The 23,841-nt window shown below is 41.1% G+C and carries 18 protein-coding genes; 5 read left to right on the forward strand and 13 right to left on the reverse strand.

The annotated features are described in order from the left end of the window. From hemN to BMY70_RS07335, 8 genes are all read right to left on the reverse strand, one after another. Positions 1-1,365, reverse strand: a complete 1,365-nt coding sequence (gene hemN, locus BMY70_RS07300; RefSeq protein ID WP_090333994.1) for an oxygen-independent coproporphyrinogen III oxidase — start codon at positions 1,363-1,365, stop codon at positions 1-3. Positions 1,366-1,494: 129 nt separating this feature from the next. Beyond that, the gene (locus BMY70_RS07305; RefSeq protein WP_229209512.1) at positions 1,495-2,202 is read right to left on the reverse strand and encodes a sulfite exporter TauE/SafE family protein; all 708 of its coding nucleotides are present in this window, start codon (positions 2,200-2,202) and stop codon (positions 1,495-1,497) included. 6 nt (positions 2,203-2,208) lie between these two features. Then, the gene (locus BMY70_RS07310) at positions 2,209-2,661 is read right to left on the reverse strand and encodes a FixH family protein (protein WP_090333997.1); all 453 of its coding nucleotides are present in this window, start codon (positions 2,659-2,661) and stop codon (positions 2,209-2,211) included. A 136-nt stretch (positions 2,662-2,797) separates the two neighbouring features. Next, entirely contained in the window at positions 2,798-4,201 is a 1,404-nt protein-coding gene (gene ccoG / locus BMY70_RS07315) for a cytochrome c oxidase accessory protein CcoG (protein ID WP_090334000.1), read from the reverse strand. Between the two features lie 118 nt (positions 4,202-4,319). Further along, complete coding sequence (locus tag BMY70_RS07320) at positions 4,320-5,363, reverse strand: c-type cytochrome (protein WP_090334003.1); 1,044 nt, start codon at positions 5,361-5,363, stop codon at positions 4,320-4,322. Positions 5,364-5,436: 73 nt separating this feature from the next. Next, positions 5,437-7,587: a cytochrome-c oxidase, cbb3-type subunit I gene (gene ccoN, locus BMY70_RS07325; RefSeq protein WP_090334006.1), complete on the reverse strand. Its 2,151-nt coding sequence runs from the start codon at positions 7,585-7,587 to the stop codon at positions 5,437-5,439. Positions 7,588-7,651: 64 nt separating this feature from the next. Next, on the reverse strand, positions 7,652-7,879 hold the full coding sequence (gene ccoS / locus BMY70_RS07330; protein ID WP_310590633.1) for a cbb3-type cytochrome oxidase assembly protein CcoS: 228 nt from the start codon (positions 7,877-7,879) through the stop codon (positions 7,652-7,654). Between the two features lie 26 nt (positions 7,880-7,905). Beyond that, on the reverse strand, positions 7,906-10,359 hold the full coding sequence (locus BMY70_RS07335) for a heavy metal translocating P-type ATPase (protein WP_090334009.1): 2,454 nt from the start codon (positions 10,357-10,359) through the stop codon (positions 7,906-7,908). A 245-nt stretch (positions 10,360-10,604) separates the two neighbouring features. Here BMY70_RS07335 and BMY70_RS07340 point away from each other — a divergent pair, with 245 nt between their 5' ends. Continuing rightward, positions 10,605-12,095, forward strand: a complete 1,491-nt coding sequence (locus tag BMY70_RS07340; RefSeq protein ID WP_090334012.1) for a YfcC family protein — start codon at positions 10,605-10,607, stop codon at positions 12,093-12,095. Here the strand turns inward: BMY70_RS07340 and BMY70_RS07345 are convergent. The 4 genes from BMY70_RS07345 to BMY70_RS07360 form a co-directional block, all read right to left on the reverse strand. Continuing rightward, positions 12,066-12,731 carry a class I SAM-dependent methyltransferase gene (locus BMY70_RS07345; protein WP_090334015.1) on the reverse strand — a complete coding sequence of 222 codons (666 nt, stop codon included), beginning with the start codon at positions 12,729-12,731 and terminating at the stop codon, positions 12,066-12,068. The two genes, BMY70_RS07340 and BMY70_RS07345, sit on opposite strands and share 30 nt — an antisense overlap. Positions 12,732-12,743: 12 nt before the next feature. Continuing rightward, complete coding sequence (locus BMY70_RS07350; RefSeq protein ID WP_090334018.1) at positions 12,744-13,646, reverse strand: UbiA family prenyltransferase; 903 nt, start codon at positions 13,644-13,646, stop codon at positions 12,744-12,746. Between the two features lie 136 nt (positions 13,647-13,782). Beyond that, positions 13,783-15,033 carry an asparagine synthetase B gene (locus BMY70_RS07355; RefSeq protein WP_090334021.1) on the reverse strand — a complete coding sequence of 417 codons (1,251 nt, stop codon included), beginning with the start codon at positions 15,031-15,033 and terminating at the stop codon, positions 13,783-13,785. Positions 15,034-15,128: 95 nt separating this feature from the next. Beyond that, the gene (locus tag BMY70_RS07360) at positions 15,129-15,635 is read right to left on the reverse strand and encodes a lipocalin family protein (protein WP_090334023.1); all 507 of its coding nucleotides are present in this window, start codon (positions 15,633-15,635) and stop codon (positions 15,129-15,131) included. 167 nt (positions 15,636-15,802) lie between these two features. Between BMY70_RS07360 and BMY70_RS07365 the strand changes: the two genes are divergently transcribed. Then, on the forward strand, positions 15,803-17,287 hold the full coding sequence (locus BMY70_RS07365) for an aminotransferase-like domain-containing protein (RefSeq protein WP_090334031.1): 1,485 nt from the start codon (positions 15,803-15,805) through the stop codon (positions 17,285-17,287). A 12-nt stretch (positions 17,288-17,299) separates the two neighbouring features. On the opposite strand, the gene BMY70_RS30835 is transcribed toward BMY70_RS07365, so the two are convergent. Next, positions 17,300-17,464 (reverse strand): hypothetical protein, encoded by a 165-nt coding sequence (locus tag BMY70_RS30835; RefSeq protein ID WP_177196973.1) that lies wholly within the window; start codon positions 17,462-17,464, stop codon positions 17,300-17,302. A gap of 363 nt (positions 17,465-17,827) precedes the next feature. On the opposite strand from BMY70_RS30835, the gene BMY70_RS07370 reads away from it, so the two are divergent. The 3 genes from BMY70_RS07370 (at position 17,828) to BMY70_RS07380 (ending at position 23,744) form a co-directional block, all read left to right on the forward strand. Continuing rightward, positions 17,828-18,328: a hypothetical protein gene (locus tag BMY70_RS07370; RefSeq protein WP_143072067.1), complete on the forward strand. Its 501-nt coding sequence runs from the start codon at positions 17,828-17,830 to the stop codon at positions 18,326-18,328. Positions 18,329-18,621: 293 nt separating this feature from the next. Next, complete coding sequence (locus BMY70_RS07375; protein WP_090334036.1) at positions 18,622-20,925, forward strand: tetratricopeptide repeat-containing sensor histidine kinase; 2,304 nt, start codon at positions 18,622-18,624, stop codon at positions 20,923-20,925. Positions 20,926-20,963: 38 nt separating this feature from the next. After that, on the forward strand, positions 20,964-23,744 hold the full coding sequence (locus BMY70_RS07380; RefSeq protein WP_090334779.1) for a TonB-dependent receptor: 2,781 nt from the start codon (positions 20,964-20,966) through the stop codon (positions 23,742-23,744). The last annotated feature ends 97 nt before the right edge of the window (positions 23,745-23,841 follow it).

Consider the following 23,841-nt stretch of genomic DNA (forward strand, 5'->3'; position numbering starts at 1 on the left):
TCATACGGTCTGGCTGAATTGAGTTGTTGCCGGTAATTCTTCTCCCAATTTTGCGTCAAATGCCATACAGACGTTTCTTACAAAAGCTTTACCCTTCTCAGTAACCCGCAGATGGAATGGCTCAATTTCTACCAAATCATCAAATTGCATCTCGGATAGCCGATCGATTGCTTTGTATAAATCAACACAAACTTCCTCCTCTTTTTTCCAGGTCGTTTCAAACTGCGTCATGATCCTGAGAATGTGTTTTCTTAAAATCAGGTCGTTTTTTGTTAAGTTATGGCCTTTGAAAACCGGAAGACTGCCTGCTTTAATTTTTTCGTAATATGCCTCAATTGTTTTTTCGTTCTGAACATAACCGGTCCAGCTGTCGCTGATAGAGGAAGCACCCAGACCAATCAAAAGCTGTGTGTGGGTATCTGTGTAACCCATGAAATTTCGGTGTAAACGGCCTTCCTGCTGCGCTTTATATAATTCGTCAGTTTCGAGTGAGAAATGATCCATACCGATATCGTAATAACCGGAAAGTTCCAGTGCGTTTCGGCCAGTTTCGTAAATCGCCATTTTTTTGTCGGCATCAGGCAAATCCTTTTCGGAATATTTTCGCTGACCTGGTTTTATCCATGGAATATGTGCATAACTGTAAAATGCAATTCTGTCGGGGCGGAGTTGAACAACGCGCATGATCGTCTCCATCATCGTGCAAACCTTCTGAAAAGGCAAGCCATAAACGATGTCATAATTGACCGAGGTATAACCAATTTCTCTTGCTTTTTTAGTAAGACGACTGATCTGATCGTAGGTTTGGTGACGGTTGATTACTGCCAGAACCAGCGGGTTAAAATCCTGAACTCCGATACTGATCCTGCGAAAGCCTACATTATATAAAGCTTGCAAATGTTCATCAGTGGTATTTCCCGGATGGGCTTCAAAACTAAATTGGGCTTTCGTGTGGACATTGGAATTTTTCAACAATCCCTGGATAAGATTTGTCAGGTTTTCCGGGCTGAAAAAAGTAGGTGTTCCTCCACCTAAATGTATTTCTCTGATCACGGGCCTGGTTTCACCGAATATGGAGAAATACAATTCCCATTCTTTCAAAACTGCATTGATGTATATTTCTTCAACTTTATGATTTATAGTAATACGCGTGTTGCAGCCACAATAGGTACACAAACTCTCGCAAAATGGTAAATGTATGTAGAGACTGATTCCTTCTTTGTTGTTAGAAATTGAAAAAGCATTGCTTGCCAGCTCCTTCCATTTCTGCTCTGTTGGAGGTGTTTTATCCCAATAAGGAACGGTGGGGTAACTGGTATATCTTGGCCCGGGAGTGTTGTATTTAAATAGCAGATCCTTGTCCATGGGAGTCGTGTTATGAATTAATTTCTATACGTCAAAACTAGTCAGGTGGCCGAGGTAAAAACATGACAGAGGTCATGTTAAAAACTTATTTTGACGAGGTATTGAAGGAGATTAAAAAATTGAAATTGCTTATTCACCATGGCAAATGGTAATTGTCTGAACGTTAGCTTGTGCAGAACTTGGAGATTGGATCATCAATCCTCTGGCAACGAGTAAAATACCGGCAGTCGCAATCAGCACCGGGGTAAGTTTTCTCATTTTTGTTCGAAGCGAGGCTGTAAACCATTGTTTAAAAAATCCGACTGCCATCATAGCTGGTAAGGTTCCGGCTCCGAACAATAGCATAAACAAACTTCCGTTAAGCGGTCCGCCGGTTGCGACCGAGCTGATCAATGCGAGATAAACCAGACCGCACGGTAATAACCCATTTAAAATTCCCAGAAAGAGCCAACCGGGTAAAGACTTGCTCCGAAGCATTTCAGCCATACTGGTTTTAATCTGATGAATGAATTTCTGCCAGAACCGGGGCGTTCGGAATCGACGGTCGAGATAGGCTGGCCAGAAAACATAACCCAACATTAAGAGGCCGGAAAAAACAGATAAGTAACGGAGATAGCCGATCCAGACCAGCGAGGACCCGATCGAACCCAGAATCAATCCGAGAAATCCATAGGTAGAAACTCGCCCGAAATTATACGTCATCAAGCCCGACAACCGGACAAATTTATTGCCTTTTTGAATGGGGAGTGCCAGCGCAATGGGTCCACACATACCAATACAGTGAAAACTGCTCATCAGCCCCATTGAAAATGCCAGATATGGAAGTGCACCTAACATACTCCTTTATTGTGGATTTTTATTAATCACGATCAAGTCTTCGTTCCAATAGGTATCTTCTCCGTTTTTCCAGTCGATCTGCAAATAGTATCGGCCGTCAGGGATTTCTGATGAAGCGATAAATTGTATATTATTTTTGGTACTAACCTGAAAATGTAAATCTTTTGAATCGTCGGATGGGCAATAAAGATTTACTTTGCCGCTGAGGTTTTTTTCTGAAAAGGATTTTGGATAGTGAATCAGTATACCCTTTTCATCTACTTCCCATTTAAGCGGATCTTCTAATGCTTTCGCACGTTCAGATTTATTTATTTTATCCTGAAACTGCAATTCTTCAGCATAGTAATTGTCTGTCACCAGATCAATTTTCTGACTGGCACTCATGCCAACCAGTACCAGTATCATGGCAACGAATCCTGAATATAGAATCGCAATGCCTGCACCCCAATTTAATTTCATGACTTAGCTGTTTGGATTTAGTGTATAAATTATTTCGGAGCGCTGAGGCAGAATTGAATATTTTTGAAACGGTTTACTGCAAGTATCTGGCCGCTCCTTTACTTTTCATTTTGCCGTACAACTTTCCGGATTCTGTCTATTCTTCCGGTGCCATAAAGGTTGTTTCGAATGTTTCCAGTTTTTCTTTTCCTTGAAAAACTGATAGCCGCAGTTTCGTTTTTCTGGATTTCAAAGCAGCCTTTGGAATGATGATGAATAAAGTTCCTTGTGACATCCCTGCGCCATCCAGTGTGAGATCAGGTTTTCCTGCAAATAGCAAAGTCCCTTTGGGTGAATCCAGTTTGATCGTCGGCTTCACAACCTGATTGGTCTTATTGAAAATTTTGAAGGTGTATAAATTGCTGATCGTGCCATCTTTATTTTCAATATAATGGCTGCCGGGAGCGCGGAAAAGTGTTGTCTGGGTATCATTCCGTGACACAATCAGGTAACCCAGCGCAGACCATAACAGGATGAGAACAACTGTATAGGCACGGGTGCGATTTGTGATCGATTTATTTACACCGCTTACAATCGCATTTTCAGAAGTATACCTGATTAGACCTTTGTCAAAACCAACTTTATCCATCATTGTATCACAGGCATCGATGCAGGCGGTACAATTAACACATTCCATCTGTGTGCCGTTTCTGATATCAATTCCGGTAGGGCAGACGGCAACGCATTGAAAGCAGCTTATACAATCACCAGCGCTGCGGTCATGCCCTTTGTGTAACTTTTCTCTTGGTTCTCCACGTTTGTAATCATAGGCCACAACAATAGAATTCCTGTCCATCAGTACGCCTTGCAGACGTCCGTAAGGACAAACAACTGTACAAGCCTGATCTCGCAGCCAGGCAAAATTGAAATAGAAAACCGCAGTGAAAATGACAATTCCTGAAAACAGCGGAATATGCTCATCGATTGGTTCACTGATGATTTTTGATAATTCATCGACACCGATCACATAGGATAAAAGAAGGTTTGCGATCACAAATGAAACCACTAAAAATGCGCTGTATTTGGCGGTCTTTCTTAAAATTTTACCGCCCGTCCACGGGGCTTTATTTAATAGTTTCTGTTTGCCTCTGTCACCTTCAATGGCATATTCGATTTTCCGAAAGACCATTTCCATAAAAACGGTTTGAGGACAAGCCCAGCCACACCATAATCTGCCAAAAATAGTTGTAAAAAGAACGATGAAAACCATGAAGGACAACATAGTAAGTCCAAATAGCCAGTAATCCTGCGGTCCGATGAACAAACCGAAAATGATGAATTTTCTTTCCAGAACATTAAATAGCAACAGCGGCTGGTTGTTGAATTTCAGAAAAGGCGTGACAAACAAAATGGTCAGAATTGCTATCGTAAATAACACACGGCGATTATGCCACAAACCTGTTGGTTTTTGCGGATAAAACCAGTTCCGTTTGCCATCTTCGCTCACACCACTGAAATGGTCACGAAAAGAATCTTCTGAGGTGATGGCTGTAGGTTTCATATCTTTTGGCTTTCGGCCATCCGCAATCGGCTTTCGAGATTGCGATAAACCAAAATGGTTACTATTTTTATAATCAGTATATAGATTTGGGCAACGAATTTTTGCCGACCGCCGACCGCTATTGAAGTGCCACCGTACTATCTCCGCCCGCTTTTGATTCCTCATACAAATCCCCCTGAGGCTCTTTTGGATTTGCAGGTTTTGTTCCTTTTAATGACAAAACATAACTGGCAACTTTCTGGATGTCGGTCGGAGAAAGCTGTTTTTCCCAGGAGATCATTCCTTTTTCAGGTACACCATATTTGATCACTTTGAAAAGATTTTTGACTCCTCCGCCGTGCAGCCAATAGCTGTCGGTCAGGTTTGGGCCTACACTTCCGCCCGCTTCCGCACCATGACAAGCGGTGCATTTTTCCTGAAAAATTGCTTTGCCCTGATCAATTCCTTTGGCTTCGGTCAAAAGCGTTACAGTATTTTCATCCATACTGGATCCGACTTTTTCCAGATAGGCTTTTTTCTCAATTTCTGCCTGCGCAACCTCCTTATCCAGTTCTGCGATTTGAAAATCACCGAATCCGCTGAAATAATAAGAAGCATAGAGAATGGCAATGATGACGGTGGTTACAAAAAGGGATTGCAGCCATGGCGGCATACGGTTGTCGAGTTCCTGAATGCCATCATAGTCGTGGCCGTCGATGAGAATCTGTTTTTCTTCGCTTAATGAAACGCCGACGCCGCCAAAATTTTTCCACCAATTTTCATGTAAAATCGATTTGGATGCTTTTTCGGGATTTGCGTTTGTAACTTGTTTTAAAACAGAAAGTGCATTAATTAACAAAATGACAACCAAAACCGCCACGAAAAACAACATTCCCAGCAATAGTAAAAGCAGTAGATCAGTACCCGAAAGCGCTCTTATTTCCTCTTGTTGCTCTTGTGCAAAAGCGGATGAAGAAAGAACTGTTAACAGCAATACAGAAAGAATTCCCTTTTTGAGACTTCCATCATTCAGTGGAATATTTTTCATTCCGTTAACTGATTTTTTGTCAAGACGAACGACGTAAACGAGAAGGCCGATAAAAAATATAAAGAATATGAGCAGTGAAATCAGCGGGAAAATTTCAACGCCCGCAATGGTTTCCAGATAAGTTCGAAATTTCATGATGTGAAAATATTAGTGAAATGTTGGGAAGAAATTGTTCTGAGCAGCCCGGTCAGCCGCTCAGAAACCCAGATCATTTATTCGTTTTTATATCAGTTCCAAGACGTTGCAGGTAAGCGATCAGCGCGATAATTTCTTTATTTTCATTCGCCTTGATACCACTTTGTTTTAATCTGCCCTGAATTTCCCGGGCTTGTTTTTGCAGCTCTGAATTGGCAATCTTGTCATAATCTTTTTCGTAAGGCACGCCCAGGGTCTGCATGGCCCGGATCTTGGAAGCCGTCGTTGAGGTATCCAGATCGTCTTCCAGCAACCAGCCATAACGAGGCATAATCGAACCTGGCGACATAGAGGTCGGATCTTCCATATGATTGTAATGCCAAGAGTCAGGATATTTTGCACCCACTCTGTGCAAATCCGGACCAGTACGTTTGGAGCCCCACTGATGCGGATAATCATAGACGAATTCCCCCGATTTTGAATATTCTCCATAACGTTCAATTTCGGAACGGAATGGCCGGATCATCTGGGTATGGCAAACGTAACAGCCCTCCCTTACGTAAATATCGCGGCCTTGTAATTCGAGTGGTGTATATGGTTTTACGCTGGCGATGGTCGGAACATTGGACTCTATCATAAACGTCGGGATCATTTCAATCATCCCGCCGATGGCCACGGCGATCAACGCAAAAATGGTAATCGCCAGAGGCTTGCGTTCGAGCAATCTGCGGTGCCAGTATTCATTTTTTGCTGGCTGCCAGATCGCTGAAAGCGGCATTGCCCGTGCATTTTCTGATTGAACAAGTGATCCTTTTAGTGCAGTCATCCACAAATTGTAGATCATTACGATAAATCCGACAATGTACAAAGTGCCTCCAACGCTTCTCAGAAAATATAAAGGTGCTAACTGCGTGACGGTTTCAAGGAAATTCGGATATTTTAATAAACCTTCCTGTGTAAATTCTTTCCACATCGAACTTTGTACCCAGCCAGCCCAGTACATTGGAATCGTATAAAAAAGAATTCCAAGTGTTCCAATCCAGAAATGGAAATTGGCAAGTTTTAAAGAAAAAAGCGGGCGATTATACAAGCGTGGGAAAAGCCAGTAAAGCATACCAAAGGTTAAAAATCCATTCCATCCCAAAGCGCCGACGTGTACGTGCGCAACGATCCAGTCGGTATAGTGCGCAATCGCGTTCACATTTTTGAAAGATAGCATCGGCCCTTCGAATGTTGCCATACCATAAGCCGTAATTGCAACGACGAAGAATTTCAAAACAACATCTTCACGCACTTTATCCCATGCGCCGCGCAGTGTCATCAATCCGTTCATCATACCACCCCATGACGGGGCGATGAGCATGACTGAAAATACGGTTCCGAGAGTTTGCGCCCATTCCGGCAAAGCGGTGTAAAGTAAATGGTGAGGGCCTGCCCAGATGTAAAGAAAAATCAGTGACCAGAAGTGTACAATAGATAGTCTGTATGAATAAACAGGGCGGTTGGCAGCTTTGGGAAGAAAATAATACATCAAACCCAGATATGGCGTGGTCAGAAAAAACGCGACCGCATTGTGCCCGTACCACCACTGTACAAGCGCATCCTGCACACCTGCATACATGGAATAACTTTTGAAAAACGATATGGGAAGTGCCATACTGTTGACTACATGCAGCATCGCGACGGTTACAAATGAGGCAATATAAAACCAGATGGCCGCATAAATATGTTCAACACGACGGTTGATCGTGGTCATAACGAGGTTGATCAAAGCAGAAACCCAGACAACTGCAATGGCAATATCAAGCGGCCATTCCAGCTCAGCATATTCCTTTGAAGTTGTTAATCCCATCGGAAGGGTGATTGCAGCACAGACAATGATAAACTGCCATGCCCAGAAATGGAAACGACTTAAAGCCGGGCTCCACATAGGAGTGCGTAACACCCTCGGTGCGGAATAATACAAACCGGTAAAAAATCCATTACCCACAAAAGCAAAAATAACAGCGTTGGTATGGAGCGGTCTTATGCGGCTGAAAGTAAGGTAAGGTAAATCCATATTAAGGTCTGGAAACACCAGCTGCAATGCCGCCAAAAGGCCTACAAGCATACCGATAAGTCCAAACAAAATCGTGGCGATGGCAAAGTTTCGTACGATTTTGTTGTCATATTGAAACTCGTCCAGCTCGACGGTTGCGATACCCGGATTAGGATGGTTTGACATAATTTTGAGCGAAGAATGGTGAATAAAATTGGGTAATATGCAGAGAAGGTTTTCTTAAAAATGATTATTGGAGAGTTCCTGTTTTTGTATCTGTTTCATCCAGAAGAATGCGCACGGAAGGTGTGTAATCATCATCAAAATGTCCCCGGCGGACCGACCAGATAAATGCTCCCAGGAAGCCAATGGCCACAAACAGGCTGGCTATGATTAAAATATAAAGGGCGCTCATGACTTTCGGATTGTTATTTGATACCCCAAAACTACCGTATAAGGCTTCCCTGAACGATGACATTTGATACATGTTTTAACTGATCTTAATCAGTATTTTAAGTATTTTCTCGCTGCCAGGTTGCTGGCCAGGGTAGTAAATAACACGATGGTAATAGAACTGACAGGCATCAGTATGGCGGCAATCACCGGCGACAATTTTCCTGATACCGCAAAGCTTAATCCAAGGATATTATAAAAGAGTGAAATGCCAAAACTCAGCTTAATGATTTGCTGTCCGGCTTTGGCGAGCCTAATAAATGCCGGTAAAAGAACAAGTTGATTTCCTTCAACAATGGCATCACAGGCGGGTGAGAAATTGTTAATATCATCAGAGACAGCAAGTCCGACATCGCTTTGACGGAGTGCTCCTGCATCATTTAAACCGTCACCAATCATCAGAACATTCCTTTGGTTTTGACTTTGCAAATGCTCAATAAACCTTAATTTTTCTTCCGGTTTTTGCTCAAACAGCAGATTGGATTCGTTACCAAAAACAGGTGTAAGGAAAGTGCGGTCGGTTGGTTTGTCGCCCGACAAAAGATATGTTTCAAATCCCGAGTTTTGTAGTATTGAGACAGTTTTCCGTAGTTCCGGGCGATATTTACTTCTGAGCGTAAAATATCCGCGAATTTTTGAATTAACCGATACGTAAACATGGGAGGCATTATCCGGCTGTCCGGAAATATTTGGGCTGTCTACCCATTTTGCAGAACCTAATTTCACCTCCACATTTCCCCAAAAAGCCTTCATACCTTTGCCTTCATATTCGGTAAACGCAGTGAGTATACGTCTGCTGGCGTTGACACCATTTATTTCCCTGACCAACATTCGGCTTAGTGGATGTGAAGATTGTGAAGCCAGCGTTTTAATCATGACCAGTTCTTCGTTGGTCAAAGTTTCTCCAATAAATTCAACTTCCGCGTCACTGACTTGCGTAATGGTTCCTGTTTTATCAAACACTATTGTATCAATTTTTGAAAGCCTTTCGATTGCATGTGCATTTTTTAGGTAAAACCTGTTTCTCCCAAACAGACTTAGTAGATTTCCATTCGTGAAAGTGGAGGAGAGAAGCAATGCACACGGACAGGCGACGAGCAGACAAGTCGTAAACGCATTGAAAGCCGTCTCAGGGTTCTTTAAAATCAGGAGCCAGATTGAAAATGTTATAATTGCAATTCCGAATACGATCAGGGAAAAATATTTATTGATCCGGCTTGCAAGTGTCTGGTTTTGGTTTTCTTTTTCAAGTGTGAATGTATCGCTGTTCCAAAGCTGTGTAAGGTAACTTTGCGAAACCTGCCGCAATACTTCCAACTCAACAGACAAACCTGTCTGTTTTCCGCCTGCGTAAATGGTATCGCCTTTTTTCCGCTCGACTGGCTCTGACTCTCCGGATACAAAACTGTAATCGATTAATGCTCTCGGGCTTATTAGAACGGAATCGGCTGGGATTAATTCCTGATTTCTGACGAGCATTTTCTCTCCTGTTTTAAGGTCTGTGATCGGCCTACGGTTTTCGATTCCATTCGTTATAACGGTAACAGCGACTGGGAAGTAAGATTTATAATCACGGTCGAAAGAAATTCCGGCGTAGGTTTTGTCTTGAAAATAGCGGCCTATGAGCATAAAGAACACAGCTCCTGCAAGTGAGTCAAAGTAACCCGGTCCCGTCTGGCTGATGATTTGGTATAAACTGGTGAGAAAAACGCACAGCAAGGCAAGTGCAATCGGCGCATCAATATTCAGATATTTTCCCTTCAATGCAGACCAGGCTGATTTGAAGAAATCCGCGGCACAATAGAAAAAAACCGGAAGGCTTAATACCAGATTTAATATGTTGAAAAGCATACCAAGATTTTCGTCGGAATTGCTTTCACTCAAATGAAAATATTCAGGAAAGCTAAGCATCATAATGTTGCCAAAAGCAAAACCTGATATACCGATTTTGTATAACCGAGTTCTGTTCCACTTTTTGATCTGCTTTCCTTCGACATCATTAAGGCTGATGTAGGGTTCATAACCGATTTGTGTAATCAGCGCAGCGAGTTCGCTCAGGCTTATTTGTTGTGAATCGTAGGTGATGCGCACTTTTTTCTCAGGGAAATTTACCACAGAACTGCGGATTGCCGGATTTAGCCGGTTCAGTTGTTCGAGCAGCCAGATACAGGAGCTGCAGTGCATTTTGGGGACGAGCCAATTGACCCTGGCCAGTTTTCCATCAGTAAATTCAAGTATTTTTTCACGCACTTCCGGCAGATCCAGGTAATCATATTTGCCTGGAAAATAGGATTCAGCAGGAGAAATACCCTGAGCACCATCAATTGAATAGTAACGGCAAAGATCATTTTCTTTCAAAAGATCATACACAACAGAACAGCCGTCACAGCAGAATTCGTGATCGTCGAATTCGACTATATCTTCCCGACACTCTTCTCCGCAATGGTAACAGGTATGTTTTTCATGAATTACTTTTTCGAGGATATTATTGTCGCCGGATTTCATGATTGAAGCAAAGTTGACATCTTGTTGAGAAACAATATTTTAAATGGCTGTGAAGTGTAATCTGACACGTATCAAAAACGTTATTCAAATTTGGTGGATTAGGTTGGGGGAGAAGATGACCTGAGAGGGAAATCATGATGACTTTGATCAGTATTTGGATGCCGTCAGAAATTATATTTTTCAGAAATTCCTGCTGTTTCCATTAATCTTGTACATTTAAATACTCAGTAGTAAGCCCCTTTCCAATGCCATCAATCAAAAAACTTCCGACGCCGATTACGATATTGATGTTTGTCATTGTTGTCGCTGCATTGGCGACCTGGTTTGTGCCCGCTGGGAAATATGACACACTTTCTTATCATGCTGGAAACAATTTTCAATTGAGCAGAGCGGAACAGGAAATTCATTTGCCGTTTACACAAAGCACACTTGATAGTCTGCATATTCTTATCAAACTTGAAAAATTCAAACAGGGAGATATCAGAAAACCGGTTTCGGTTCCGGGAAGTTATCATCGCCTGCCGCAAAATTCCCAGGGAATTATCGATATCATTCAGGCACCTTTAAAGGGAGTTTATGACACGATTGATATCATCCTTTTTGTACTGATGATTGGAGGATTTATCCATGTTTTTTATTCATCGGGTGCCATGGATAAAGGGTTGATCGCGTTGTCTTACCGGATGAAAGGGCAGGAGGCCTGGCTTATAATCGTGCTGACTTTTTTGTTCTCGCTCGGAGGCTCTTCCTTCGGAATGGCCGAGGAAGCGCTTGTTTTTTACCCGGTACTGATTCCGCTTTTCCTTGCCGCCGGTTACGATCTTCTTGTTCCCGTCGCTGTCATTCACGGTGGCAATACGCTTGGGTATTTGTCTTCCTTTTCAAATCCTTTTTCTACGATTATTGCCTCAAATGCAGCTGGAATTAACTGGGCAGATGGACTCTACGGTCGCCTTGCCGTAATGATTATTACCACCTCCATCTTCGTCGCTTATGTTGTCAGGTACGCAAAAAAAGTAAAAAAAGATCCGGCAACTTCCCTTGTTTATCTGACCGATGGTGTAGTGAAATCACCTTACCCGTCGATCAGTGAAGGCGATAAATTTCCGCAGTCTCTGGATCGTCAGTCAGGCATTTTGCTATTGATCTTTGGCGCTACTTTTTCGATATTGATTTTTGGAGTCCTTGCTCTTGATTGGTGGCTGCTGGAAATGTCGGCGCTGTTTGTTGCGGCAGCTGTCGCCGTGGCATTGGTAATGCGAATGACCGAAAGAGATTTTATAGAAAAATTTATAAAAGGAGCTGAAAGCCTCCTTGGTGTCGCATTTATCATTGGTGTTGCAAGAGGCGTAACGATAATTTTGGATGCTGGAAATATCAGCGGGTCGCTATTGTATTATGCTTCAATCGTAGTCAATCAAATGCCTCCTTCGTTATTTATCGTTTCATTACTATTTATTTATATGATCTTAACTCTGGTAATTCCATCATCATCCGGTATGGCTGTGGTTACGATGCCTATTCTGGGATCATTGGCCGTCGTGGCCGGTGTTCCGGGAAAAGATATTGTTAACAGCTACTTATTTGGGATGGGGATTATGGGCCTGATCACACCAACGGGAATGATTTTGCCTTCGCTGGCACTTGCCAATGTCAGTCCTAAAGCCTGGTGGAAGTTTATCTGGCCAATGCTTTTAATATTGTTTTTATTCTGCGCAATCTGGCTGGTTTTTTAAGTCTTTACTTTCTTGTTTTTTGTAAATATTACTTCGTATAAATTTCCCGTAAAACCAGTTTTCGGTAACAAGATTATAACCTTTGTCGAAATAATAATCCATATCAACCAGTGAACTCGCTTCTACTTGACTTAATACGCCAAAAAACAGATACATGGATTTTAAAAGTATTTTTTGCCAGAGTTTCGTCTGATATTTCGGTGGGATAAAATCGGTGTACAACCACAAACCCTGTGGTTTTAATGATTTATCGATATGTGAAAAAAGCTTTTTTACAATCTTTTTTACAAATAAATCAAAGAAAAACGGCGTAATGATAATATCGAAAAGCTCGTTAGGATTATACTCTTCAACAGGTTTATGGATAAAAGAAACACTGTTTTGTTTGATGTTTCTTTTCCTGGCCATCGCGATCATATTCGATGATACTTCAACATAAACAATTTTTAAACCCGTACTATGGATCTTGCATATTTCTTCCAAAATCCATCCTGTTCCACCGCCGACAATTAAAATAACGCTGTTTCCCGGGATGTGATTTAACAGACTGACCTGTGATTCAACAAGTGCATTTCCAAAAACCAACCGGCTGATATAGTCATAGGGCTTTGCGACGCTGTTGAAATCCGGGCTCATCAGATAGTGGAATTAGTGAATGAATTGAGAGCCGGCGATACCGCAGAAAGCTTTTACCAGCAACAACCCGTCGATGACAATAAGATAGTATAAAATATTTTTATGGCGCAGCATCGTCCAGGCAACGGCGAGCATCAAAATAAAGGGAGTCAGGTTGAATAGTAAAACGATTAGTTTGAAATGCCTGAAATTCGCGAAAAACAGCAGTGAAATCAGGCCGATAAGCAAAAGTGGTGTCAGTACGAAGAAAATTGTTTTTTTTAAACCGTATCGAACCACGAATGTTTTCAACTGTTGATTGGAATCATCTTCATAATCTTTAAGATCAAACATAATGGCATTTACCGTGCAAAACATCCAGTTTTTCAAAAAAAGCCATGACATCAAAACGGGGTCTGCATAGTAATTTCCCCTCTCTATTTGCAAAATCACCAGCGGCAATAGATTCACGCAGCAGGCCCAGACAAAACCGATTATGAAGGCTTTCAGCCAGCCTGTGTTTCTCAGATTTATTTTTAAAAAAGACAGACCATAATAAAAAATCGCCGCGAGAGAAACAACGGCGACAATGAGCCAGTATTTCAGCGGCAAATGGAGAATATTTTGATAATATCTGCTAATTAAAACAAGTGATAATGCGATACAAATAATTAGAAGTATGGGCTGGCTATACCGGATAAATGTATGATGCCTGGCGTACCAGACTGTGCGCGGATTGACAGATGTTGTGGTGCTTAAAATTCCGGAATAGGCATAGGTGTAATACATCACTGTGCCGAAAAAAAGCAGTAGATAATAGTATACAGAGTTGAAATGAAGCTGTAACTGAAAGGCAGATTCAACCGAGAGCGCAACCGCAAGGGCGCCGACAAAGTAATTTCCAAAAAATATAAATTCGACTGCTTTTTTGCCCACCTTAAAATCTTGTTTCCAAAAGTAACACCGTATACCGCGCGATTGATTCTGATCATATCCGGAAATATTGATGTTTTGGGAAATATATAAATTTAAAGCCGGGGCACGGAATTATATTTCTTTTGTTTTTAATAAATCATGTTTTTCTCTTCTTCTTTTTTGCAGAAGGGAATAATACATTATTTAAAATCAACCGGTATCCTGGGGAATTGGGATACAAATGAAGGTCGGTGGCCATTCTTCTGTTTCCTCCGCGGCGCCCCTCGGGATCATGGCCACCGTAAAATGTCCATTGTCCCCGGCCAAGTTCTCCGTAGATATAACGATCGGAAGTGCTGCTCGTTCCCATCACCAGAACGTTTGGTTTGACTGTATTTTTAGTAAAAGCATTCGTCTGACCAAAAAATTCGCGTATTAAATGTTCATGGTTTTGGGTAAGCATTGAAGGGATAATATCCCATTTTGCAGAAAAATCAAACAGAGAAAAATAATCCTCGTTATCGCTATACCATGATCTTCCACCGGTTGCATTGATGTCTGAAAAGGAACTTCCCTGATCGTCATCCAGGTGAAGTTTGAAATTCTGGAATGCAAAAGTTTTTGAAAAATCCAGCTTCGACTGAGCATTAGGATCATAGCCATCGCCGTCGATTTCATCGACAATGTCAATTCCCTCCGCTGAAAGGGCAATATCGAAAGTTTCTGCGCCGGAACACATCGCGAATAAAAAGCCGCCGCCAGCGCAAAATTCCTTGATAGCTTTCGCAACGGCCAACTTCATCAGGGAAACTTTACCATAGCCATAACGACTGGCGATCGCTTCCTGTGCTTTAACATCGTTTTCCGACATTCGCCTCAAATTCCTTCCAAACTGCCCGGTGAAATCCTCATGATGCAAATGAACCCAGTCGTATTTCGGCAAGTCGCCTTTAAGGATTTCTTCATCGTAAATAATTTCAAAAGGGATCTCAGCATATTTCAAAACCAGCAGAACGGCATCTGTATTTTCAAATTCGGACGGACTAATCTTTACAGGCGAATATACTGCGATTTTTGCAGCGGTATGCAGTTTGATCACCTCCATATTAACGTCTGGATCGGCAATTTTTGTTACGATCAGCTGGCTCGAAGCGTCGGAAATTATTTCAAATGAAATAGCACGGAGCTTGCACTCGCTTTCAATTGCCTTAGTATACCGGATCATGAAGCTTCCCCCTCGGTAATTGAGCAGCCATTCCACATCGACTTCATCTTTCAGGAGCGTGTAGGCTAGTCCATATGCTTTTAAATGATTGGTTTGGCTCTGATCCATGGGAATCAGAATCGAGTTCGCCAGACAAAACGACGAAAGAAAAACCAGGAGAATGGATAAAAGTTTTTTTACCATAGCCAAAACCGGTATGTCACCAAATTTGAAACCTGAGCAGATTCAAATTTAAGGAATTAAAACCAATTTATCCAGTTGAAATTCAGCCAGGTATATTATTCTTTATGGTTCTGACAGGTAAGTTTGGAAACATCATAACCACGGGCTTCACAGCGGGCAACGATATCGGAATATAATTTTCTGTCGATGGATTTTTTACGGCTCATAATGAACAGAAATTTGTGTTCAGGATGCCCTACTACCACGTATGAATAATCAGAAGCAAGTTCGATGACCCAGTAATCAATCTTGAATGGCCATAAAAACTGAGCCTTCATCTGAGCGTTATTTGTGCCCGGTACCTGATAAACCTTCGAACTAATGGCATGCACTTCTTCGCTTCCCGGCTTTTTGTAAGATGTTACCACATCATAATATCCGCTTTTGTTCCATGTATATTTTCCGGTTGTTTCCCTGCTTCCTTTGTCGTAGCTGGAAGGAATCGAGTAAAGCGAATACCAGGTTCCGGCATACTGGCTGAGATCTACTTTTTCTACCGTTGCGTTGGGTAGTTTAAAGGAAGATAACAAACAGCAGAAAAGTACAGGAATGAGCCATTTCATAAGTCAGTGCGTTTGTCATCATATACGGATAATGAATTTCCTTAGATTTGTTGAAGTTAAAATCCGCCGGACTTTCTAATAGCCGTAAGTTGTACCGCGGGAAAATTTATCATCAACCATATCTAAAAGATTTTTGCCGGATGATTCAGGTTTATTAATTTTGATGCATGAGTAGTCCGGTTCAAATTCCTTTTCAAAGCATGGTCATCATTGATCGTTCGCTTGAAACACCCGTTTATCTTCAGATTGTGCATCAACTGATCAACGCCATTCAGCGTGGTGTGTTAATTCCTGGAATCCAGTTGCCGGGATCCAGAGCACTGTCACAGGAATTGGCAGTTCATCGCAAAACAATCGTGTCAGTTTATGACGAGCTTCATGCGCAGGGTTGGACAGAAATTATTCCTAATAAAGGGACTTTTGTGAGCAGTAAATCACCTGCGAAGCGTTCGGATTCTTTGAAATATAATACGGAGTTTCTAACCAGTTATCCATCAACAACGGGTTTTCAGATCAAACAGAACATTTTGCTTGATGTTCCAGCAGTCGGGTCAAATGCAACACTGGAATTCACTGACGGTTTACCAGATATCAGAATTGCCCCGCTGGACCGGCTGGCAAAGGTTTATGGGGGAATTTTGAAACGAAAAAGCAGCCACAAACATTTTGGATATTCGCATGTAGAAGGCAATGAATTTTATCGGGATACACTGGCTAATTATCTGAACAATACGAGAGGCTTGCATATAACCAGACAAAACATTTTGACAACCAAGGGCATACACATGAGTATTTACCTCGCGGCCAATTTACTGATTGATAAAGGTGACCTGGTTGTTGTGGGAGATCTGAGTTATTATGTTGCCAACATGATTTTTCAGGAAGCTGGCGCTGGAATTCTCCCTGTATCCGTAGATGAGGACGGGATTTCTGTTGAAGCCATCAAAAAGCTTTGCGAGACAAGAAAGATCAGGATGTTGTATCTCACGCCGCACCATCATTATCCCACGACAGTGACTTTAAGTGCGGAGCGACGATTGGAATTATTGAGCTTGTCGGTGCAATATGGATTCATAATCCTTGAAGACGATTATGATTACGATTTTCATTACAGCAGTAGCCCGGTACTGCCGCTTACGAGTGCGGATCGTCATGGAATGGTCGTTTATATCGGATCGTTCTGTAATTCGCTCGCTCCCGGTTTTCGGTCCGGATATCTGGTCGCTCCTGAAAATCTGATCCGGGAGCTTGGAAAACTCCGTCGGATTGTTGACCGGCAGGGCGATATGCTGATGGAACAAGCCTTAGGGGAATTATTGGAAGAAAGGGAAATTCAGCGTCACCTTAAAAAGGCTGTGAAAATTTATCAGGAAAGAAGAGATTCCTTATGTCAATTATTAGCCTCTGAATTAGGAGAATATGTGTCGTTTTCTTCGCCTTCCGGCGGCTTGTCTATCTGGACGAAATGGGATCCTGCATTGAACCTGATGAGGATCAGTAAAAATTGTGCAGCCCAAAATCTTCATCTACCTCAAAAATTGTTATATCAGACCGAAAACGTAACAGCGATACGTCTGGGTTTTGGAAATTTGTCGCTGCCTGAAATGGAGCAGGCGATAGAAATTTTAAAGTACTCGGTAGAAAAAATGTGACCAAAAATTGGATTAATCTTCTTGTATATTATCTTTTTTCTGTTCTTGTTTGAGGACTACACCGGAAAGCCATCCAACCAGAAGAAATGGAGAAAGAAGAATAGAGGTTATGACAGTGGCACCAAGCCAGATCAAAGCTATTATGCCTTTGATAAGAAATTCTATGACTTTGTTCATTAAATAAAGGAGGTAACTCAACAAGTAATCTATTGTAGTTCAGTGACTTATATGCATTCTCCCCAGTGTTTTAACAGACTGAGAAGTTTTTCGTTGAGTAGGCAGGAATTGTTATTCAAATGTAATAATAAATATGTGAATTCTAAGATAAGTCTGTTAAACGCTAACTTAATGGCAAGGGATTAGAAAGATAACTAGAAGTCATGATGAATTTTTATGGTAATATTATTATAATTTAAGTTTATATCTATATAATTACATAAAAGTCATTTAAGTTGATTTCTTGATATTTATAGTGATTATTTTTATAGAATAAATTCTAGTGATATATTTGCAAAATAATAACCCTAAACTCTCCATAAGGTGAATAGATACTTGTTCGCAATTGTAATTATTTTTAGTTCATTCAGCCTAGTACATGGCCAGGATATTATTGTCAAACACAATGGGTCAAGGCTGGATGCCAAAGTGAACTACATTACAGAAAGCATGATTGTCTACACGGAGGCGGAATCAAAAAACTCGTCAAAGTTGGGAAGGGCGGAGGTGGAAAAGATCATATACAAATCCGGACGCATAGAACCAATAACTCAAAAAGTTGAGGTTCATGGCGAGGAAGACTGGCATAAAATTATATTGACGAGCAACCCGCTTTTGGTTGTGGGATTGACAAAAAAAGGTGAGATAAAAGTCAAATCTGGTCGCCAACGGCACGGAATGGCCAATTTTGAATCACATGATCTTGAAAAAATGAAAAAACAGGCTGCAGGAATGGGAGCTCATGTTGTGGTGGTTGATGGGTATGACGGAAGATTGGAGTTTGACAAACAAAAGATAGAAACGGTTGCAGCTTACGGCTACTGACGATCAGAAGTAATTAGTTTAAAAGGGCCGCTTTCAAAGAAAGCGGCCCTTTTACGTATATTGTTAAAGGTTGAGATTACAACTGATACGCAAATTTGTTGTATGGATTGCTATAAATGATGTACATCTTATCGATTTACCGTATGGAATGTTGATTTCATGTATTTTGGACTACTGAATTTAATAGATTTAAGGAAAGGTTTTTAACTTTTTCAGAATGTGCTGAATGCGGGATTAATTACGGCACGTTTAAATGACAAGTGCGGTGTTTTTATCTTGCCTGGCTTAAAGTTATGTGGAAGCACGTGAATAAAATTCTGGGGCTGTTTCTCTTAATTGCAGTTACACAATTTGATGGAACGGCACAAGCTAGCGGCAATGATTTAAAAAAGCACTTGAAGAAAACAAGCAATGATACCAATTACATAACAAAACTTCTGAGAACCGGGGTGCATTTTCTCAATAAACCGGGCGGTAATCTCGGCGAAATAAAAACGGCAGAATTCTATTTCAATAAAGCTCTCACATTAAGTAATTCGGCAAAGCTGAAAAATTATTGGCGGGAATCTTTATATAACCTTGGTGCTGCCGCTATCCACCGAAATGACCTTCGGAGCGGAAGAAGAATATTCCGCCGCGTGATTGCAAGTATCGACAAGGCCGAGGATGACGAACTATGTGCAGCCTGGTTTAGGTTTGGAGAAGCTTTCATGCGTATCAAAGCACATTTTTCACCACAGCTCGTTGATGATGCAAACTATGACGAGATGATGAAATATTTCCAGAAAGCATTAGATTTTGCAGAGAAGGGTAATGACAGCAGTAAAAAAAGCGAGATACTCGTTTTGATGGCTGACTTCACTTATCTGGAAAAGGGAAATCTGGTAAAGGCCGAGAGTCTTTACAATCGGGTATTAAATCTTAAAAAAGATATTGGCACATCCAAAATGCAGGATGCATATAGCGGGCTCATGGCCTTGAATTATTTCCGGGGAGATTTTAGCAAAGCACTTTATTATGGAATGGAGGCTTTGACAAGTGCGGAGGGGGAGCTGGGTTACAACAATCTGGACATTGTTTATTTCTATTTTGGCAATATTTACCGAGATATGGGTGACAAAGAAAAAAGCCTGGAACAATATAAAAAATCCCTGAAAGAGACAGAGGAGAAGGGTGAATTTGAATATTTATATGCCGCCACGGTCCGCAATGCGGTTCGCGTAATAATCGCGCAGGGGAAAGAGCGTCAGGCACTGGCTTTTTTACAAAGTCAGGAGAAAAAACACCCTCCGGTATATCCTGTCACCAAAACAATGTTTGCTGAGAGTTTCGGTCATTGTTACAATGCTTTAAAAGAATACGCGCTGGCCGAAAGATATTTCGAGGAAATGTCGGTTTGGAGTAAAAAAATTGGAGGGGTCCGGGCAATATATGTTTATTATGCGATCGGGAAATTCTACTTTGATATCAAACAGTACAATAAGTCGGACGTTTACCTTGCCCAGGTTTTGGCTGCCCCACCAGGAATTGTTCCGGTTTCGATTCTGCAACGTGCACATTTAATGTCTTTCAAAATTGATTCCGCAGCTTCGGATTACGTTTCGGCAATCGATCATTTTCGCAAACACGGCGTTCTGAAAGATTCAGTTTTTAACGAAATAAAAAGCAGGCAGATTGAAGAACTAAAAATAAAATATGAGACGGAAAAGAAAGAAAAGGACATCAAATTGTTAAGAAATCAGACGCAGCTTCAGGAAGCTGCGCAAACCCGAAATATTATCATTGCGGGTGTAATTTTCCTGATTCTCTTAATGGGAATGGGATATTACAGGTATTACACCAAACAGCAAAGCCACAAGAAACTCGAAGCGAAGCAAGAAGTTATAAATCAAAAAAACATATCGCTTGAAAGTCTGATTTCGGAGCAGCGTAAGCTTCTAAACGAAAAGGAATGGCTTTTAAAGGAAATTCACCACCGCGTCAAGAACAATCTTCAGATTGTAATGAGCCTATTAAATACTCAATCAGCGTTCATTGATAATGAGGCAGCGTTGAAGGCGATCAGGCATAGTCAGCACAGAATGTTCGCGATGTCTTTAATTCACCAGAAATTATATGAATCCCAAAGCGTGGCAAAAGTGGAAATGCTTGTGTACATAGAAGAACTTGTAGAGTATCTCAGAGACAGTTTTGATGTGGGCAGCCGCATTGATTTTAATACAAAAATTGACTTTATAGAATTGGATGTCGCTCAGGCAGTCCCTGTGGGTTTGATTTTGAATGAAGCTATTACCAATTCGATTAAAAGTGCATTTGCCGGACGGGATTCAGGAATAATTACTATCGTTATGGAATGGCTCGATCAAACACAACTGTCGCTGGTGATTGCCGATAACGGAGTTGGTTTAAGTCCGGATTTTGATATTGGAAATAGTAAGACTCTGGGAATGAGTTTGATGTCTGGCCTGAGCCGGCAGCTTGGAGGTGTTTTTAGCATTGAAAATAAGGGCGGGTTAACAATTACTATACTTTTCAAAGTTGAAAAAGTGATCAATTATGACGCGAAGTCGACGGAGGGAAGAATTCCGAATGTTTGAATTTGATAGTGAATCAGGAAAACAGATGGAAAAAATTTATGAAAAAACAATTACTGCTTAACATCATTCTCCTCGTATTTTTTTTATTCAGGTCAGAACCCAGCCTTTGCCAGAAGCTGATGCTTGGTGGTAAGGTCATTAATAAGGAAACCGGTGCCACAGTTGTGGGAGCCGCTGTATTGCTCAAAGGGAAATGGTCAGGAACTATAACAAACAAGGAGGGCTTTTTCGAACTTTTGACGGTGATGAAGTTTCCTTTTGTTATTTCAATATCCAGTGTAGGTTATGAAAGTAAGGATATAAAAATTGAGTCTCCCGGAGAACTTTTGATCGAACTCACGCCTAAAACCGATTGGATGGATGAAGTAGTTATCGCTGCTTCAAGGGTGGAGGAAAGCATCCTTAAATCGCCGGTAAGTATAGAAAAAATGAGTGTGCACGATATCCAGAAAACCCCTTCTGTCAATTTTTACGACGGTTTGCAGAATCTTAAAGGTATAGAATTAACTGCGGTAGGATTAACTAACAAGCAAATTAACACAAGAGGATTTAACTCCGTTTCGAATAGCCGGTTTCTTCAACTTGTAGATGGCGTCGACAACCAGCCGCCAGGGCTTAATTTTCCCGTCAGTAATCTTTTTGGATCTTCTGAGCTGGATCTTGAGAGTGTTGAAGTGATTCCCGGATCTGCTTCGGCATTATATGGCCCTGTGGCATTTAATGGATTGCTGATGATGAAAACAAAGAATCCATTTATTTATCAGGGGTTAAGTGCTCAGGTAAAAACAGGTTTGAATCATATTAATGACACATATGCAGAAGCTCACGGTTTATCTGATCTCGCTCTGCGTTACGCAAAGGTTTTACATAGAAAACTGGCTTTCAAAACCAACATTTCCTATTTTAAAGGGTTAGACTGGTTTGCTACAAACTATACCGATGTGGATGTGCTGACTGCTGAAAATCTGAGTGGAGAAAATAATCCTGCCAGAAATGCACTGAATATTTATGGTGATGAAGTCGTTAGAAATCTCGAGGGAATAGGTCGTGTATCCAGAACGGGTTATGAGGAAAAGGACTTGCTTAATTATGATACAAAAAGCTTGAAAATCAATGTGACAATAAATTATCGGGTGAACGACGATATGGAGCTTATTTATCAGGTCAACTATGGTAAAAGTACGGCTGCGCATATGGGAAGCAGCCGGTTTTCACTTACAGACTTTGCTTTAAACCAACATCGGGTCGAATGGAAAGGGCGACAATATTTTTTAAGAGCTTATGTTGTTTCAGAGAATTCCCACGACACGTATAATGCGAGAACGCTAGGTCAAAACATTAATCTTACCTGGGTTCGTGACCTCAATGGAAATGTGGTTACACCAGATCTGGCAACGGATACCTGGTTTAACAGATATACAGAAGCTTTTAAAGGAAATATTCAAAATGTCAGTGGTTCCAACCATTCCGCTGCCCGGGTTTTCGCAGATCAGGGAAGATATCTTCCGGGATCGGATGAATTTAAAAGAGAGAAGAAAAGACTGGAGAAAGTTTATGGAAATGGTGGTGCGGGAATTTTTACAAAAAGCAAGTTTTATCATGTAGAAGGGCAATATGATTTTAACAATATTATCAAGTTTGCTGACGTGTCGGCAGGAGGTAATTTTCGGCGTTACGATATGTTTACAAACGGTACTTTGTTTGATGACCGGAATAAAAATATTACGATAAACGAAGGAGGTTTTTTTGTTCAGATTTCGAAAAAACTTTGGGAGGATAAATTAAAACTTACATTTTCAGACCGCTATGATAAAAATCAAAATTTCAAGGGAAGAATGACGCCCCGCGCGTCGGTTGTTTTAACGGTAGCTGAAAATCACAATTTTCGTATGTCATATCAAACAGGTTTCAGAAATCCGATTTCTGTGGATCAATATATAAAACTTACTTCCGGCACAGTCACTGTTCTGGGTGGAGTTCCGGAAAATAGCCATGGGATGAACGTTTATGAAAATTCGTTTACTGGTACATCTGTCACAGCTTTTGGCAACGCCGTTAATAGTTCGATCCAGAATGGTCAGACAAGAGAACACGCAGTATTGCAGAATAAAGACCTCTTAATTAAATCGAAAATTGATTATGTGAAACCAGAACGAGACAGAACGTTTGAGATAGGATACAAAAGTTTGCTCAGTAACAGATTGATGATTGATCTTAATTACTACCATAGCGTTTACAATGATTTTATTTTGACTACACGTGTCGTGCGGCCTCAATCAGAAGTACTCGCTGAAAATTCAACCGTTAACGTAAATGCTGCTTCGGAACTAATTAACAGCCAGGTCCATACCTTTATTCTGACAACCAATGCCTCCGATAAAGTGTCGACGCAGGGCGCATCTTTGGGCTTGACTTATCGCTTGCCGCAACACTACTTAATTGGCGGAAACATAACCTGGGCCTCGTTTAATTTAAAAGACGCAAATCCGAATAATGTCCCGGCATTCAATACGCCGGAATATCTTGGTAATTTAACTTTTGGGAACAGCGAAGTCAGTAAGCAAATGGGCTTCAATTTGGCTTGGCATTGGCAGGATGCTTTCGATTGGTATGGCGCTTTTAATGAAATGCGGCCGGGAAAGATCAAAGCTTTTTCAACATTTGACGGACAAATAAGTTGTAAGCTTCCTGCTATGAAATCGATAGTCAAAATTGGCGTAAATAATCTTCTAAATACAAGGGTTTATCAGGCATACGGAGCACCTTCCATTGGTGCTATTTATTATATGAGTCTAACTTTCGATGAGCTGTCGCATTAAAGACGTCTGAGAATAATCTTATTTGTGGTAATTTCTCATAATAAAATCGTGAAAACTGTTTTAAAATGTAGTACTTTTGAGCCTTTATATAAAGAAC

The sequence above is a fragment of the Dyadobacter koreensis genome (assembly GCF_900108855.1).
Lineage (GTDB): Bacteria > Bacteroidota > Bacteroidia > Cytophagales > Spirosomataceae > Dyadobacter > Dyadobacter koreensis.

Excerpts from the sequence above, each read along its gene's own strand:
- hemN (WP_090333994.1), bottom strand. The coding sequence starts at position 1,365 with ATGGACAAGGATCTGCTATTTAAATACAACACTCCCGGGCCAAGATAT.
- BMY70_RS07305 (WP_229209512.1), bottom strand. The coding sequence starts at position 2,202 with ATGTTAGGTGCACTTCCATATCTGGCATTTTCAATGGGGCTGATGAGC.
- BMY70_RS07310 (WP_090333997.1), bottom strand. The coding sequence starts at position 2,661 with ATGAAATTAAATTGGGGTGCAGGCATTGCGATTCTATATTCAGGATTC.
- ccoG (WP_090334000.1), bottom strand. The coding sequence starts at position 4,201 with ATGAAACCTACAGCCATCACCTCAGAAGATTCTTTTCGTGACCATTTC.
- BMY70_RS07320 (WP_090334003.1), bottom strand. The coding sequence starts at position 5,363 with ATGAAATTTCGAACTTATCTGGAAACCATTGCGGGCGTTGAAATTTTC.
- ccoN (WP_090334006.1), bottom strand. The coding sequence starts at position 7,587 with ATGTCAAACCATCCTAATCCGGGTATCGCAACCGTCGAGCTGGACGAG.
- ccoS (WP_310590633.1), bottom strand. The coding sequence starts at position 7,879 with ATGTCATCGTTCAGGGAAGCCTTATACGGTAGTTTTGGGGTATCAAAT.
- BMY70_RS07335 (WP_090334009.1), bottom strand. The coding sequence starts at position 10,359 with ATGAAATCCGGCGACAATAATATCCTCGAAAAAGTAATTCATGAAAAA.
- BMY70_RS07340 (WP_090334012.1), top strand. The coding sequence starts at position 10,605 with ATGCCATCAATCAAAAAACTTCCGACGCCGATTACGATATTGATGTTT.
- BMY70_RS07345 (WP_090334015.1), bottom strand. The coding sequence starts at position 12,731 with ATGAGCCCGGATTTCAACAGCGTCGCAAAGCCCTATGACTATATCAGC.
- BMY70_RS07355 (WP_090334021.1), bottom strand. The coding sequence starts at position 15,033 with ATGGTAAAAAAACTTTTATCCATTCTCCTGGTTTTTCTTTCGTCGTTT.
- BMY70_RS07360 (WP_090334023.1), bottom strand. The coding sequence starts at position 15,635 with ATGAAATGGCTCATTCCTGTACTTTTCTGCTGTTTGTTATCTTCCTTT.
- BMY70_RS07365 (WP_090334031.1), top strand. The coding sequence starts at position 15,803 with ATGAGTAGTCCGGTTCAAATTCCTTTTCAAAGCATGGTCATCATTGAT.
- BMY70_RS30835 (WP_177196973.1), bottom strand. The coding sequence starts at position 17,464 with ATGAACAAAGTCATAGAATTTCTTATCAAAGGCATAATAGCTTTGATC.
- BMY70_RS07375 (WP_090334036.1), top strand. The coding sequence starts at position 18,622 with ATGTGGAAGCACGTGAATAAAATTCTGGGGCTGTTTCTCTTAATTGCA.
- BMY70_RS07380 (WP_090334779.1), top strand. The coding sequence starts at position 20,964 with ATGAAAAAACAATTACTGCTTAACATCATTCTCCTCGTATTTTTTTTA.